Origin of the sequence: Streptomyces bikiniensis, assembly GCF_000716625.1 — a bacterium.
Classification (GTDB): domain Bacteria; phylum Actinomycetota; class Actinomycetes; order Streptomycetales; family Streptomycetaceae; genus Streptomyces; species Streptomyces bikiniensis.
In genome coordinates this window covers 1-13214 of the sequence record NZ_JNXJ01000077.1, presented here as the reverse complement: position 1 = coordinate 13214, position 13214 = coordinate 1, and the positions used below count along the sequence as shown (strand labels likewise).

The window sequence follows — 13214 nt, the reverse complement described above, 5'->3', positions numbered from 1 at the left end:
GCCAGACAGGTCGTCCCCGCGCCCGCGGGGGTTGCTCCGTTGCTGGTGATGGTGCCGGTCATGGTGCCGCGTCGTCCCCGCGCCCGCGGGGGTTGCTCCCGGATCGGGCACGACGAGATCCGGGCGTGGCTGTCGTCCCCGCGCCCGCGGGGGTTGCTCGAGCGGGGCGTAGCGCGGGACTCGTCCGTCGCCGTCGTCCCCGCGCCCGCGGGGGTTGCTCGACACCGGCACGACGACGGCTCTCTAGGAGTCCGTCGTCCCCGCGCCCGCGGGGGTTGCTCCGGCTACAACATCTTGGTCCGCACGAACGGGACGTCGTCCCCGCGCCCGCGGGGGTTGCTCCCCGCCACCCCCGACATGTCCTGCCCGCACTGCGTCGTCCCCGCGCCCGCGGGGGTTGCTCCCGGGTCACGGTCCCCTACGAACTGCCCGCGGGGTCGTCCCCGCGCCCGCGGGGGTTGCTCCAGTCCGTACATGCTCTTCTCCTTGTCCGTGGTGTCGTCCCCGCGCCCGCGGGGGTTGCTCGACTCCCATCATCTGGCGCATGGCGGTGCGCATGTCGTCCCCGCGCCCGCGGGGGTTGCTCCATCAAGCAGGGCGGCACGCTCATCGACCCCGAGTCGTCCCCGCGCCCGCGGGGGTTGCTCTTCGGTGGTCGGCTGGTACTCCCAGCTCTCCCCGTCGTCCCCGCGCCCGCGGGGGTTGCTCCGACGACGACACGGTCCTCACGCAGGCACCGTTGTCGTCCCCGCGCCCGCGGGGGTTGCTCGTCCGACCCGCGTGGCTTCACCATGCCGTGGCTGTCGTCCCCGCGCCCGCGGGGGTTGCTCCTGACCACCAAGCTCTACACCGACCGCGTCTGCCACTTCGCGCACCACCCCGGCCCCGACGGTCATCCCCACCTGTGCGGCCGCCGTTTCCGAGGCGTGGCGAGCGCCGATCACCTCTATATGCAGTCCGCCGCCCGGTCCTGGCTCCGCGCCCGTGGGCAGGAGGCCGACTTCGACTTCGCCCGGCCCGACGGCGCGGCAATCGGATCGGTCCTCGACATCCGCCTCAAGACGCGTGGACTGCGCGTGCACCTGGACTAGGCGGTGATGCCCGTGTGGGACGAGGACGGCATGGAGCCGGTCCTGGGGATGTCCGTGCCGGTGGATCGCGACACCTTGATCCGGCGCTGGTATGTTCACCGGGTCCGTCTGGACAGCGAAGGCACCAGCCGCCGGGTGCGGATCGGTACCGAGGCGTTCGCACGGCCCATCGAATGGTTCGCCCTCGATGAGTGCGAGATGACCGAGCGCGGGCTGTCGACGCCGGCGGTGGAGCAGATCGTGCGTTCCCGCAGCACCCGCCCCGCCTCTACCTGGGGTACGGGCCGGACGGTGAAGGTTCCGCCCGCGCAGGCGCGGGCCCAGACCCTGCTGCGCAAGCTGGACGACGCCCGTCTGGTGGGATCCGTGGTCGTCGTCACCCGGGTCCGTCACGAGATCGCCGCCCTCACCGGGGTGGAGGGAGAACTCGAAGAGCGGCTGGCAGCCGTCGTCGCGGACGCGGACCGCTGGCTTCAGGAGCAGGAGCGGGCGAGGCAGGAACTGTTCCATGATCTGGAGCAGGCCGTCGCCGGGCAGGAAGCCGACGTGGTGCGCCCGCTGCTGGTGCGCGCCAACGCCATCGCGAGCCATCACCGTACCGAGGCCGAGACGGTCATTGCCGATGCCGCGGCAGCGTGCCTGGACGCTCAGGTGCGGCAGCGGCAGGCCGAAGTGGCGACCTTGCGGGCCGCGCAGGCCGAAGTGCGGGCACGGGGCGAGGCGGAGCGGGTGAAGGAGCTGCTGGCCGCCTTGGAAGGGCGTGGGACCGGCAGGTCGCGGCGGGCGATGCGCGAGACGGTGAAGGATCTCGCGCGCGCGGCCGCCGCAGCCGGACCGTACCTGGAGGCTCATCAGCGCCATCAGGTCGAGACCTGGAGAAGGCACGCGGAGGGTGCCCGGGCACTGGGGCAGATCGCCCGGCAGAAGAGATCCTCACCCCCACCGCGTGAGGCACGGCCGAAACGGACATCGCCGTCGCAGGAGCAGGCCCGGACGCCGCCGCTGTACGACAAGGTAGGGCGCCGCTCCTGGTTCACAGAAGGCTGCCCGCGCTGCCAGGCCCCCAAGGGCAGGCCCTGTTTCAACGATGACGACAGCAGCGGCAGGGACCGACGGCCCCTCCCTCACGAAGAACGCCTCGAGCTGATCCTCAGCACGCGAAGCGCACGCGCCCAACAGCCCAGGCGGCAACCGCCTTCGCAGATGGAGACCGCCTCTCCTACGTGGCGGGTCGAAGACGTCACCTGCCCCGAGTGTGACGCCGCGCGCGGAAGGAACTGCGCGACCTCCAATGGCCACCCGCACCAGCGCCGCAAAGAGCGTTTCCGGCTTCGCTTCCCCTCAGCCTGACCCCATTCCCGAGCGTCCCCGGCACCATCCACGATTCAGGGGCCGCCATGGGCTGGCGGACCGGAATGTGGTCCGGTATCGGGGAACAGGCCGACCAGATCGCGGAGGCCGCGTACGAGCTCGCGAACGTCGCGGCCGGGCGCGGCTGGAGCTCGGCGGCCATCGGCAACGCCCTGGTCGCCCTCGGCACTCTGCCCGTCGCACTCGCCGAATCGACCCGGACGTCCATGAGGCGCTGGTCTCGGCGGTGGGCGCGCCCGCCGCCGATCGGCAGATCCCGTGATCAGCGCCGTGGCCGTGAGGGGCATCCGCCGGCCACTAACGTGAGACCAGATCGGTCCGGACGGGCGAGGGGCGGGAGTTCATGGTGGCGGGGGCGGGTGTTCAGCGGCCCCAGCCCATCGGCCCCTTGCTCTGGCCGTCCTCGCCCTCGTCGTCGTGCTCGTCGTCCTGGCCGTGGCCGTCGTCGAGGACGATGCGGATGGTGCGGCCCTGGCCGGTGACGCCGTTCAGGGCGGTGGCGGCGCGCTGGTAGGCGGTGGAGGCCAGCGCCTAGGAGCTCTCTTAAGGATCACTGACAGAGAGATCACAGGGCCTGCTGATGGAGGCGACAGTGTTGCCTGCGACGATGCGGCTGTGAGCTACGACCTTGCTGTGTGGGACGGCGACCGTCCATTCGACAACCGTGCTGCGAGCTCGACGTATGACGAGCTCTACGAGCGTTACCTGGAGTCGGACGATGTCGCCGTGCCTCCGGCATCGCGCATCGTGGCGTATGTGGAAGCCCTCGTCGCGCGATACCCGGACGACGGCGACCGCAGTGTCGTGTGGGCGTCGTCCCCGGTCATCGACGAGGCATCGGGCCCGATCGTGTACCTGGTCATGTCCTACGGCAAAGCCGAGGAAGTATCCGAGTTCGCCGCTGCACTGGCCCGCGAGCACGGGCTTGTCTGCTTCGATCCACAGGGAGAGTGCCTACGGTCGTGAGCTGCCTGCTCTTCAGCGGGCGGACCAGAGGAAGATGCCGGCGATGAGGAGACCGGCACGGTAGACGGTGGCGGTCTTCTCGTAGCGGGTGGCCAGGCCGCGCCATTGTTTGAGGCGGTTGATGCAGCGTTCGACGGTGTTGCGTTGCTTGTAGGCATCGCGGTCGAATCCGGGTGGGCGCCCACCGCCGCGGCCCTTGCGCTTGCGGTTGGCGATCTGGTCGGCGGGCTGGGGGATCACAGCCCGCACTCCGCGTCGGCGCAGATGGTCCCGGATGGCTCGCGATGAGTACGCCTTGTCCGCCAGCACGGCAAAGGGCCTGATCCTGGGCCTGCCAATTCGACGCGGGACCCGGATGGCAGCCATCACGTGCTCGAACGCCGGCGCGTCTCCGGCCTGGCCGGGTGTGAGTACGAAGCACAACGGACGACAACGGCTGTCAGCGGCCAGGTGGACCTTTGTGGTCAACCCGCCACGCGATCGTCCGATCGCGTGGTCGGCGGGCTCAGCGGCCGGAGCCCCCTTTTGCGGGCCCCGGCACCGTTCTGGTGAACGCGCACAATCGTGGAGTCGACCGCGACGACCCAGTCCAGGTCGCCATCGGCATCCGCTTGAGCAAGCAGCGCGGTGAAGACACGTTCCCAGGTGCCGTCGATGGCCCAGTTCCTCAACCTCGTATAGACGCCCTTCCACGAGCCGTACTCGGCGGGGAGGTGCACCCACTGAGACCCAGTCTGGAACTTCCAGGCGATCGCATCGATCACCTGGCGGTGATCACGCCACCGACCGCCCCGTCGCGGCGTCCGATCAGGCAACAACGGTTCTATCCGCGCCCACTGCGCATCGGTCAACGGCACAACCAGACCAACGATCCGATGATCGGAAAGAAACGCCCTAGTCGCCGTCCAGGCCGGAGGCTTCCCAGATCTTCCACAGCACGATGAGCAGGGCGATCAGGGAGCGGCCGGAGATGGTGGTCCTGACGCGGCCGTCGGGCAGGTCGCCGACGGCCGGAGGGGTGCGGAAGTGGTCGTGGTCGGCGGCGCGGGCGGCGAGCCATTCCCAGGTGTGGCGGTGGGCGACGACCTCGGCCAAGGCCACGTCGGCGGCCCGCAGCAGCAGCACCCCGTGGGCGACCTCCGGGTCCTGCGGCTTTGTGGCCGGGGCCTGCGCGGCGGGGGAGGGCTGGTCGGCCGGGACGCCCAGGTACGCGGCCTCGACGGCCCGCTTGAGTGCCTGGGCCCGGTCGGTCTCTTCCTGGGAGGGCTGCTCGCCGGGGGCGGGGCTGGTGGTCACGGAGACTCCCTGCGGGGTGGTGGGCACGGTGGACTGCGGGGCGGCGGACGTGGCGTGGGGTGCGGGGAGCGCCGCGGCGCCGGGCCGGACGGCGGGCGCGGGCGAGGCCTGCGGCGGTTCCGGCCTCGGGGAGCATGGCCGACGTGGGTGACGGTGGGGTGTTCAGTTTGTTGAACGGCCCGTGCGGGGTGCTCGGGGGCTGGCAGGCTGGGCGGGGTGAAGGGTGACTGGCTGGGGAAGGTCCGGCGGCAGCGGCGTGTCCTGGCTCGTGTGCGCCGGGCCGCCTGGCGGTTGGAGCAGGCGGAGCGGGAGCGGGCCTGGGCGTTGGTGGCGGCCAGGGTGGAGGGGGTGTCGGTGCGGAAGGCGGCGGAGGCGGCCGGGCTGTCGCCCAGCCGGGTGCATCAGCTGACGAAGGATGCCGATCTGGACGCCTTGGACGTCGTCCTGGGTGAGCTCCGGGCGGCGGGCTGGCCGGCGCCGGAGGATCTGGAGGGCAGCGACGACGAGGAGCTCTCCGGCCGCGCGAGCGTCGCTGAGCGGCTGGTGGACGAGGTGGGCTGGATCCGGCAGTGCGCCGACTGGGTTGATCATTTGGACCGCGAGTCCTACCCGCCCGCCGCGAACCTCCGCTCTGAGGCCGATTTCCCTGACCGTGCGAACGTGGTGGTGGACTCCGCCCGGGTCTCGGCGATCCTGCGCCGGATCGCCTTCGACGTGGACGAACTCGCGCGCGCCCGGAGCGTGGAGGACCTGGCCGGCGCCCGTGTCGGCGACGACCCGCGCGCTGAGCGTCGCCGTCGGCTTGCCGAGCCGGATCTGGAGTACGCCGAGTTCACCCGCAGGAAGAACCTGCCGTGGCGCTCCACCCGGCAGGGCGAGGCGGCCTGGGACGCCTACCAGGCCGAGCGGCACCACCGCGGCGAGACGGACCAGGACCCGTACACCGTGTACAACCCGTTCCGTCCCGGGCGCGCCTGACCCGGCGCCACCGCATTCCCGACCTCTGTCTCCCGTCCCGGCGACTGCCGGCACGGGAGCCTCTTCCGCCTGGAGCCGTCCTCGCCATGAGCACACCCACGCCCCCGTCGGCAGCACCGCCCTGGCCGCACTGCGCCCACGGCGCCGATCCGGTCACCGATCCCATCGGCTGCCGCGGCATCCACGTCCCCGGCCACACCGACTGCCTCGCACACCTGGCCGACACTCACCGCGACACCTACCTGGCAGGCCTCGCCCCCGGCGCCGACATCGACCACCGCGGCACCCCCTTCACCGAAGACCTCCTCAACCGCCTCCTTCGAGCCCTCACAGATCCCACCACCAGCGCCCCTCGCCTCGGCGACGCCAGCTTCATCGGGGCACAGTTCTCCGGCGATGCCCGGTTCGCCGGAGCGCAGTTCTCCGGCAACGCCTGGTTCGTCGGGGCCCGGTTCTCCGGCATCGCCTGGTTCGGCGAGGCGCAGTTCTCCGGCGCCGCCCATTTCACCGGGGCCGAGTTCTCCGGGCACGCCGAGTTCACCGGGGCGCAGTTCTCCGGCGGCGTCTGGTTCACCGGGGTGCAGTTCTCCGGCGGCGCCTGGTTCACCGGGGTCCAGTTCTCTGGCGGCGCCGAGTTCACCGGGGTGCAGTTCTCCGGCGACGCCGAGTTCGGCAGGGCTCAGTTCTCCGGCGCCACCGAGTTCACCCGGGCGCAGTTCTCCGGCGGCGCCTGGTTCGGCGAGGCGCAGTTCTCCGGCAGCGTCTGGTTCACCGGGGTGCAGTTCTCCGGCGGCGCCCGGTTCATCGGGGTGCAGTTCTCCGGAAACACCCGGTTCGGCAAGGCCCAGTTCTCCGGCGGCGCCTGGTTCACCCGGGCGCAGTTCTCCGGCGGCGTCTGGTTCGCCGGGGTGCAGTTCTCCGGCGGCGCCCGGTTCGGCGGGGTGCAGTTCTTGGCGGCTGCTCGGTTGGGGCCTCTGGTGTGCGTGGGAAAGGTGGATCTGTCGGGTGCGGTGTTCGGGGCGCCGGTGACGTTGGAGATCGCTGCGGACCGGGTGTCGTGTGTGCGGACACGGTGGGAGTCGACTGCCACGGTGCGGGTACGGCGGGCCGAGGTTGATCTCGGCTACGCAGTATGGGCAGCCCCTGTCGCCCTCACCGCCCATCCCGCCCCCTTCACCGACCCTGGTGGTGCGCCTGTGGACGAGGGTCTGCTGACCGGTCCCGACGGGGTGCGGGTCACCTCGGTGCAGGGCGTGGACGCCGCCCACCTGGTCCTGACCGACACCGACCTGTCCGACTGCCTGTTCTCCAGCGCCTTCCACCTCGACCAGCTCCGCCTTGAAGGCCGCACCACCTTCACCCCCACCCCCACCGGCTTCCACCGCCGCGGCATAGCCCCGATCCGCTGGACCCGCCGGCGCACCCTCGCCGAGGAACACCACTGGCGCGCCCACAGCACCGGGCAGCCCCCCGCGCCCGCGGGCGCCCCACCCGAGCCCCGCCGGTGGCGCAACGGCCCGCACCACCCCGACCCCGCCCGCACCCCCGACCCCGACGACGTCGCCGCTCTCTACCGCCAGCTCCGCAAAGCGTTCGAGGACGGCAAGAACGAGCCCGGCGCGGCGGACTTCTACTACGGCGAGTGCGAGATGCGCCGCCACGATCGCACCGGCACCCCCAAGACCGAACGCCGCCTGCTGTGGGCGTACTGGGCGCTTTCCGGCTACGGCCTGCGCGCCTCCCGTGCCCTGGGCTGGCTTGCCGCCGCCATGCTCACCACGATCCTGCTGTTGATGGCCTTCGGCCTGCCCGCCTCCTCTCCGAAACAGGAGGCCACCGGCACCGTCCCGGCTGGCGGCGGCAAGGTCACCTTCGTCATCGACAAGCAGGACCCGAAGAACCCCGTGAAGGACCGGTTCACCAGCAAACGTTTCGACAAGGCCCTGAGCGTCACCCTGAACTCGGTGGTGTTCCGCTCCAGCGGGCAGGACCTCACCACCACCGGCACCTACATCGAGATGACCTCCCGCATCCTCGAACCCGCCCTCCTTGCCCTCGCCGTCCTCGCCATCCGCGGACGCATCAAACGCTGACCGCCCCGACCCGGGAAGCTGTTCAGCAAACTGAACAGCCAACCGCTGCCCACTGAACCCTTACTCCCCAAGGCCGGATCTGCCCCCACACCGTCAGACCCATCCGACACGATGACCTGGGGGCCGCCGACCGGGCGGCCCCTCCCGTTCCACAGGAGACCCGAACCCATGAGTGACAAGACCCACGGCTACGAACTGCCCGACGCGTACAGGAATCGGGGGTAGGCGTGAGTAGGACACTGGAAGCACCGACCCGAGGAGATGCCGTGACCGCCCAGCCCGAGCACCGCGACCCGGCCCTGCCCCCTATGGGCACGCTCACCGAGCTGCGCACCGCCCTGCGCAGGCACGGTTTCCCGGGCGACGCCGAGACCTTCGAGCAGGAGCTCGCGGCCGCCAACCTCGATGACCTGGCCGCCGTGCGCGGCATCGTCCAGGCCTACCGGCACCGGGTCACCCTGCACTGCACCCCGGAGGCGATGGAGGCCCTGGCTCGGTCGACCGACGACGTCGAGGCGGAGCTTCGCCGCAAGCTTGCCGCCGAGGGGGGCCGGTGACCCGAGCCTTCCTGTCCGACAGCGCGGAGAAGATCCTCGCCGAGCTGACCGCGACCGAGCAGGCCGCCGTCGAGTCCGTCCGCCGGCACTTGGAGGACGAGCCCGACCCCGAGACCGCACGCGGCCTGCCGGACGCCGATCCGCGTTCGGAGTCGTACGTGATCGACCTCCTGCCTGAGCAGACCCGAGGACGCGGCATCTCGGTCGTCTACCGCTACGCGCCGGACCTGGACGCGGTCCTCATCCTCTGGCTGATCGCCGGTCCCTGACCGCCCGTCCGGACAGCAGAAGAGCCCCCTGGCAAAGCAAGTGCCAGGGGGCTCTTCGCGTTCCGAGAGTACGCACCCGACCCGCACCCGGCCACCGGCCCTGTCCGAGTCGAGCCCTCCCCCGTTTGGGTTGCTCGCCTACTCGGGGTTTCGCTCTGGACGAGGCTTCCCGTACCGCTCCCAGGCAGCTTGCTTGGAGATGCCGAGGGCTTCGCCGATCTGGGCCCAGGAGTGGTCCAGGTAGCTCGCGCGGAGGGCTGCGTCGCGGGCTTGGCGGGAGAAGTAGCCTCCGGACAGCCGGATGGCGGAGAGGGCGTTCATGGGCTTGTCGGCCTCGATCAAGGCGTCGATCTGTTCTCCGAGAGAACGGATCTGATCGGCGAGGGCCGGGGGGAGGAGGGTGTGGGAGATGCCATCGATGTGCTCCTCCAGCCACTCCTTTTCCGCGGCGAGCTCGGCCTCCTCCTCTTCCCCGAGGGTGATCCCGTGGGCGACAGGACCGTTGTAGCCTCCCTTGCCCTCCATGCCGGGAGAGACGGATGACCCCTTCCAGCCGCAGCTGCATGAAGCGGTGTAAGCCACGAGCTCAAGGTCGGTGGAGTCGGGGCCGTTCTGTTCGACCACGTCCAGAGTGCTGAACCGGTGCCCGTCGAATTGATTGGTCGTCATGTTCGTAAGGTTTCCATTACGCCTAATCAGGAGTCAAATTGCCCGTCAGGATCCCATTACGGATGGTGTCGGCCGACGCGGAAGTGTCAGTGGTTCCGACACCAGAAGCGTCAGTGGCCCGGGCTGCGCATCCTGGACCGGTGAGTGTCGTTGTTCGGTTACGGCGTCGGGACCAATCGAACCGTGGTTGGCGCTGAGATTGATCTTGAACACGGGCAGGCCCCGGCCAACTGGCCGGGGCCTGCGTCGTGAGTACTTCGGTGTCAGGGGTCGGCTGCTCTGGTGTGGCTTCTGGAGTGCGGGTCGGTGATGCGGTTCAGCTCCCGGGTGATGGGTGAGGTGTATCCGGTCAGGGGCACCGGGCTGAGGACGACGTCGGCGCCGGTACGGCCGGCGAGCCGTTCCACCCGGTCTGCGGGCAGGGCCTGGTAGGGGTTGATGCGGGCGGGCACGACCAGGGTGGCGGTCCTGACCGGTCCGGCGCGGGCGATGACGGGCAGTACGGCGGCCAGGATCGCGTCGGCTTCGGCGCGGATGCGGCGGCCGCGGGCCTGGTGGAGCAGGGCGTTGATGCTGAAGCCGGTGCTGCGGACGACGGCCGCGAAGGTCGCCGGGTGCCCGGTGCGGGCGGCGTGGTCGGCGGCCCGGGCGGCCACGGCCTGATCGGCGCGGGAGCGGGTGAACAGGGCCAGCACGGGCCCGTCGCCGCGGAGGGTGAAGGGGTAGTCGTGCACCTCGGCCGGTGACGTGTGGGCGGGCCGGGGGGTGTGGGTCGTGGTCATGGCGATTCCTTTCCGTGCGTGCCGCGGGCTGCGGGCTGGTCCGGTCCGGGGGTTGTCTCGTCACCGCGGCCGTCGGCGGGAGTGGTCCCGGCCGTGGCCGGGACGTCGGCGGTGTCGGCGGGCTGGTTGCGGGTGGCGATCAGGGACCAGGCGATGGAGACGGTGATGGTGGCGGCGATGACACCGAGGGTAAGGGGGATGGGGAGCTTGCCGACGGGGGTCTCGGACAGGATGAGCTTGACGCCGGCGAAGGCGAGGAGGACCGCGAGGCCGTAGTGGAGGTAGGCGAAGCGGCGCAGCAGCCCGGCGAGGCAGAAGTACAGGCTGCGCAGGCCCAGGACAGCGAAGGCGTTAGCGGTCCATACCAGGAAGGTGTTGGTGGTGATCGCGAGGACAGCGGCGACGGAGTCGACGGCGAAGATCAGGTCGGTGGCCTCGACCGCGACCAGGACCACGAACAGCAGCGTCGCGATCTTCTTGCCGTTGCGGCGGATGAAGAACTTGTCGCCGTGGAACTTGGGGTCGGTGGGGATGAGCTTCTTGACCAGGCGGACGACCGGGTTGCGGTCGGGGTGGACCTCTTCGTCCTTGGAGACGGCCATCTTCCAGCCGGTCCAGATCAGGAACGCGCCGAAGACGTAGGCGGTCCAGAAGAACACCTGGAGCAGTTCGGCGCCGACGAAGATGAACACCAGCCGTGCGGCCAGGGCGCCGAGGACGCCCCAGAAGAGGACCTTGTGCTGGTAGGCGTCGGGGACGGCGAAGAAGGAGAAGACCAGCGCGAAGACGAAGACGTTGTCGATCGACAGGGCCTTTTCGATCAGGTAGCCGGCGTAGTAGGTGGAGGACACCTCCCCGCCCTGCCACGCCAGCAGGATCAGGCCGAAGCCGAGATCGATGGCGATCCAGATCGAGCTCCAGATCGCGGCCTCGCGGAAGCCGATGATGTGGTTGTCTCGGTGGGCGATCAGGTCGACGGCGAGCATCACGCAGATGCCGACGGTGACCGCGGCCCACACCCACAACGGGACCGGGAACGACAGGTCATTCATCGCGAAACGTTTCCTCTCCAGAAGCCGGACAGCAGGACGCCAGCGGACGGCGCGGTCATGGCGCCGACGATCGCAGGGGCACCCAGGCGGCGGGGGCGACGGCATGGACGAACGGGCCGCCGCGCAGGGCTGCGGCCTCAATGAGGGCGTGTGCGTCGAGTCCGTGCGGGCCGCGGCGGGCGGCCAGCACATCCGGGGCCCGGTGGCGGGAGGCCAGTGCCAGCAGTTCCTTCGCCGCCGCCAGCCGCGAACTCCTGCCGATGGGCAGGTGGAAGACCTCGGGGATGTAGCCGGTGGCGTGCGGGCCGACCTTGGGCATGACCCGGGCCAGGACCGCCCGCACCGAGGGGGAGGCCGGACCGGCGGAGCAGTGCATGTGCGGGGGCATCACGGCGATCAGCAGCAGCGGCACCCGGCGGGCCAGCGCGATGCGGGCGGCGGCCTCGGCCACCGCGACATCGTCGAGGCGGTCGGTCAGCACCGCCGCCACCGGCTGGACCAGACCCGCCCGCGCGACGCGGGGAGCACGGTCTCGGTGGGGGTGGGAGAACAGTCGGGTCATGGCGCCTACCCGCCTTCCTTAACAGGAGGAATCCCCTCCAGCGTCACCCCCGCACCCAACATGCGTCAACAGTTACGCGAATATTTTTTCGCTAATAAAGGTTCGCACGAGGGGGTGGATATGCGAACCGGACTTCGTATGATGGAGGTCATGAGTAGCTCATCGGCACGCGGCGACCAGTGGACGTTCCTGACCAATCACGCACGGGTGCTGCTGTGGATCGCCCGCGACCCCGAGGTGCGGCTGCGGGACGTCGCCGCCGGCATCGGCATCACCGAGCGGGCGGTGCAGATCATCGTCGCGGACCTGGAAGCGGCCGGGTACCTGACCCGGACCCGGGTGGGCCGCCGCAACCGCTACACCATCGACCCCAGCGTCGCGCTGCGCCACCCGCTGGAGGCCGACCACCCCGTCGGCGACCTCCTGGGCGCCTTTCTCCACCGCGAAGACATTCCGGAGAGCACAGACGCCGAGCCGGAGGCGGCCATACGGCCGTAACCGAGGAACCACTGCCGCCCGGGGTGCGCGAGATCATCGCCGGGGTGGTCGACGCGGTGAGCTGCGGGGACGATGCCCTGATCGACCGGCTGGTGGAGCAGCTGGTCCGCATCGGCAGCCCCGAGATGCTCTACGAGCTGCGCAAGCAACTCACCAAAGGCTCGGGATCGCCATAGAGGGCGGCGTGCAGGGCCGCGGCCAGTTCACGGGCACGGCCCTCGCCGTCCACGTCGTGCAGCACGAAGTACACCGGGCCGGCCGAGGAGTCGGGGCGGACCTGCCGGGTGCCGATCAGGTGGATGACGGCCTCGCACACCGCCTCGTATGCCTTGGTGTCGATGGTGTGGTGGGGCGCGGTGAGCACGTCAGCCTTCACCGCCCACCGGGACCCCTGGCTCTCCACGGCGACGAACACCGCCCGCTGCTGCTGGGCCTGCCGGTACGCGGCGGTGAAGGCGTCCTGACCGGTGGCGTCCGGAACCAGGTCGGCGGGACAGGGGATCGGCAGCGGCTGCATGAGCAGCATCCTCCCAGGCAGGAGGCGCCGGCGTGTTAACGCGGACCGCGTCCTTGGGCGCTGGCCGGGCGTTGGGCTCCTCGACGCGTGCGCTGGTCTGGACGCCCCACGTCGGGCCGGTGCAGTCCGCGGCCCTTCGATTCCGCGCTCTGGCGTCGGGGCCGCGTCAGCTTCCCTACGAGATGCGAAGGCCCTGACCTGTCCCGAGCGGTCAGGGCCTTCATGCCGTCGGACGCCTCCTGGTGCGCGACCCCGGCCCGGGCGGCAGACTGATGGGGCTGCCGAACCGGGGCCCAACCACAGTGTCGGTCCGGCAGCCCTCAAGGACGGCGCCGTGCCGCGCCGGCGGGCTCCTGGGGGTGCGGTGCGGGGGATGGTGGGCTGCCCGCACCGCGCAGGTCAGCGCCCGGGCTAACTGATCGTTTCAGAATGAGATGAGCCGTGGGTCTTGTGCTCGGTGATCTTGGTCGGCAGGGTGTCCGGGTGCGTGCTGATCTTGTCCCGGATGACCTG

General features: G+C 70.6%; 16 protein-coding genes and 1 CRISPR repeat array. Of the genes, 9 read left to right on the top strand and 7 right to left on the bottom strand.

Annotated elements, in window-relative coordinates:
• Positions 1-9 precede the first annotated feature (9 nt).
• Positions 10-830: a CRISPR direct-repeat array (repeat unit 28 nt; unit sequence GTCGTCCCCGCGCCCGCGGGGGTTGCTC).
• Positions 831-926: 96 nt separating this feature from the next.
• The 3 genes from OO47_RS37100 to OO47_RS38680 all read left to right on the top strand — a co-directional run bounded on the left by OO47_RS37100 (position 927) and on the right by OO47_RS38680 (position 3428).
• Positions 927-1091 (top strand): hypothetical protein, encoded by a 165-nt coding sequence (locus OO47_RS37100; RefSeq protein ID WP_158708743.1) that lies wholly within the window; start codon positions 927-929, stop codon positions 1089-1091.
• A gap of 12 nt (positions 1092-1103) precedes the next feature.
• Positions 1104-2441, top strand: a complete 1338-nt coding sequence (locus OO47_RS33755) for a zinc finger domain-containing protein (RefSeq protein ID WP_158708742.1) — start codon at positions 1104-1106, stop codon at positions 2439-2441.
• Between the two features lie 438 nt (positions 2442-2879).
• Positions 2880-3428: a hypothetical protein gene (locus tag OO47_RS38680; protein ID WP_324606535.1), complete on the top strand. Its 549-nt coding sequence runs from the start codon at positions 2880-2882 to the stop codon at positions 3426-3428.
• Between the two features lie 12 nt (positions 3429-3440).
• Here the strand turns inward: OO47_RS38680 and OO47_RS35785 are convergent.
• A protein-coding gene (locus OO47_RS35785) for an IS5 family transposase (RefSeq protein ID WP_407696378.1) occupies positions 3441-4291 on the bottom strand; the annotation gives its coding sequence in 2 pieces (ribosomal slippage) (positions 3441-3943 and positions 3943-4291; 852 coding nt in all).
• Between the two features lie 31 nt (positions 4292-4322).
• Positions 4323-4724: a hypothetical protein gene (locus OO47_RS34310; protein WP_051716416.1), complete on the bottom strand. Its 402-nt coding sequence runs from the start codon at positions 4722-4724 to the stop codon at positions 4323-4325.
• Between the two features lie 216 nt (positions 4725-4940).
• Between OO47_RS34310 and OO47_RS32230 the strand changes: the two genes are divergently transcribed.
• The 4 genes from OO47_RS32230 (at position 4941) to OO47_RS32215 (ending at position 8621) form a co-directional block, all read left to right on the top strand.
• On the top strand, positions 4941-5702 hold the full coding sequence (locus OO47_RS32230; protein ID WP_158708741.1) for a hypothetical protein: 762 nt from the start codon (positions 4941-4943) through the stop codon (positions 5700-5702).
• 86 nt (positions 5703-5788) lie between these two features.
• Positions 5789-7795, top strand: a complete 2007-nt coding sequence (locus OO47_RS32225; protein WP_030223129.1) for a pentapeptide repeat-containing protein — start codon at positions 5789-5791, stop codon at positions 7793-7795.
• Between the two features lie 266 nt (positions 7796-8061).
• Positions 8062-8352 carry a hypothetical protein gene (locus OO47_RS32220; RefSeq protein WP_030223127.1) on the top strand — a complete coding sequence of 97 codons (291 nt, stop codon included), beginning with the start codon at positions 8062-8064 and terminating at the stop codon, positions 8350-8352.
• Complete coding sequence (locus OO47_RS32215) at positions 8349-8621, top strand: hypothetical protein (protein WP_030223124.1); 273 nt, start codon at positions 8349-8351, stop codon at positions 8619-8621. Before OO47_RS32220 ends, OO47_RS32215 begins: the two co-directional genes overlap by 4 nt.
• Before the next feature lie 138 nt (positions 8622-8759).
• On the opposite strand, the gene OO47_RS32210 is transcribed toward OO47_RS32215, so the two are convergent.
• The 4 genes from OO47_RS32210 to OO47_RS32195 all read right to left on the bottom strand — a co-directional run bounded on the left by OO47_RS32210 (position 8760) and on the right by OO47_RS32195 (position 11686).
• Positions 8760-9290, bottom strand: coding sequence for a hypothetical protein (locus tag OO47_RS32210; protein ID WP_030223121.1), 531 nt, complete (start codon positions 9288-9290; stop codon positions 8760-8762).
• Between the two features lie 263 nt (positions 9291-9553).
• Positions 9554-10072, bottom strand: a complete 519-nt coding sequence (locus tag OO47_RS37510; RefSeq protein ID WP_030223118.1) for a hypothetical protein — start codon at positions 10070-10072, stop codon at positions 9554-9556.
• The gene (locus tag OO47_RS32200) at positions 10069-11124 is read right to left on the bottom strand and encodes a TerC family protein (RefSeq protein ID WP_030223115.1); all 1056 of its coding nucleotides are present in this window, start codon (positions 11122-11124) and stop codon (positions 10069-10071) included. Before OO47_RS32200 ends, OO47_RS37510 begins: the two co-directional genes overlap by 4 nt.
• A 55-nt stretch (positions 11125-11179) precedes the next feature.
• The gene (locus tag OO47_RS32195; protein ID WP_030223111.1) at positions 11180-11686 is read right to left on the bottom strand and encodes a hypothetical protein; all 507 of its coding nucleotides are present in this window, start codon (positions 11684-11686) and stop codon (positions 11180-11182) included.
• Positions 11687-11836: 150 nt separating this feature from the next.
• Here OO47_RS32195 and OO47_RS32190 point away from each other — a divergent pair, with 150 nt between their 5' ends.
• Both OO47_RS32190 and OO47_RS37505 read left to right on the top strand, forming a co-directional pair.
• Positions 11837-12184, top strand: coding sequence for a helix-turn-helix transcriptional regulator (locus tag OO47_RS32190; protein ID WP_033211100.1), 348 nt, complete (start codon positions 11837-11839; stop codon positions 12182-12184).
• 23 nt (positions 12185-12207) lie between these two features.
• Positions 12208-12360 carry a hypothetical protein gene (locus OO47_RS37505; protein WP_199812370.1) on the top strand — a complete coding sequence of 51 codons (153 nt, stop codon included), beginning with the start codon at positions 12208-12210 and terminating at the stop codon, positions 12358-12360.
• Here the strand turns inward: OO47_RS37505 and OO47_RS32185 are convergent.
• Positions 12315-12701, bottom strand: coding sequence for a hypothetical protein (locus tag OO47_RS32185; protein ID WP_030223106.1), 387 nt, complete (start codon positions 12699-12701; stop codon positions 12315-12317). The two genes, OO47_RS37505 and OO47_RS32185, sit on opposite strands and share 46 nt — an antisense overlap.
• Positions 12702-13214: the final 513 nt, after the last annotated feature.

Excerpts from the sequence above, each read along its gene's own strand:
- OO47_RS32225 (WP_030223129.1), top strand. The coding sequence starts at position 5,789 with ATGAGCACACCCACGCCCCCGTCGGCAGCACCGCCCTGGCCGCACTGC.
- OO47_RS32210 (WP_030223121.1), bottom strand. The coding sequence starts at position 9,290 with ATGACGACCAATCAATTCGACGGGCACCGGTTCAGCACTCTGGACGTG.
- OO47_RS37510 (WP_030223118.1), bottom strand. The coding sequence starts at position 10,072 with ATGACCACGACCCACACCCCCCGGCCCGCCCACACGTCACCGGCCGAG.
- OO47_RS32200 (WP_030223115.1), bottom strand. The coding sequence starts at position 11,124 with ATGAATGACCTGTCGTTCCCGGTCCCGTTGTGGGTGTGGGCCGCGGTC.
- OO47_RS32195 (WP_030223111.1), bottom strand. The coding sequence starts at position 11,686 with ATGACCCGACTGTTCTCCCACCCCCACCGAGACCGTGCTCCCCGCGTC.
- OO47_RS32190 (WP_033211100.1), top strand. The coding sequence starts at position 11,837 with ATGAGTAGCTCATCGGCACGCGGCGACCAGTGGACGTTCCTGACCAAT.
- OO47_RS32185 (WP_030223106.1), bottom strand. The coding sequence starts at position 12,701 with ATGCAGCCGCTGCCGATCCCCTGTCCCGCCGACCTGGTTCCGGACGCC.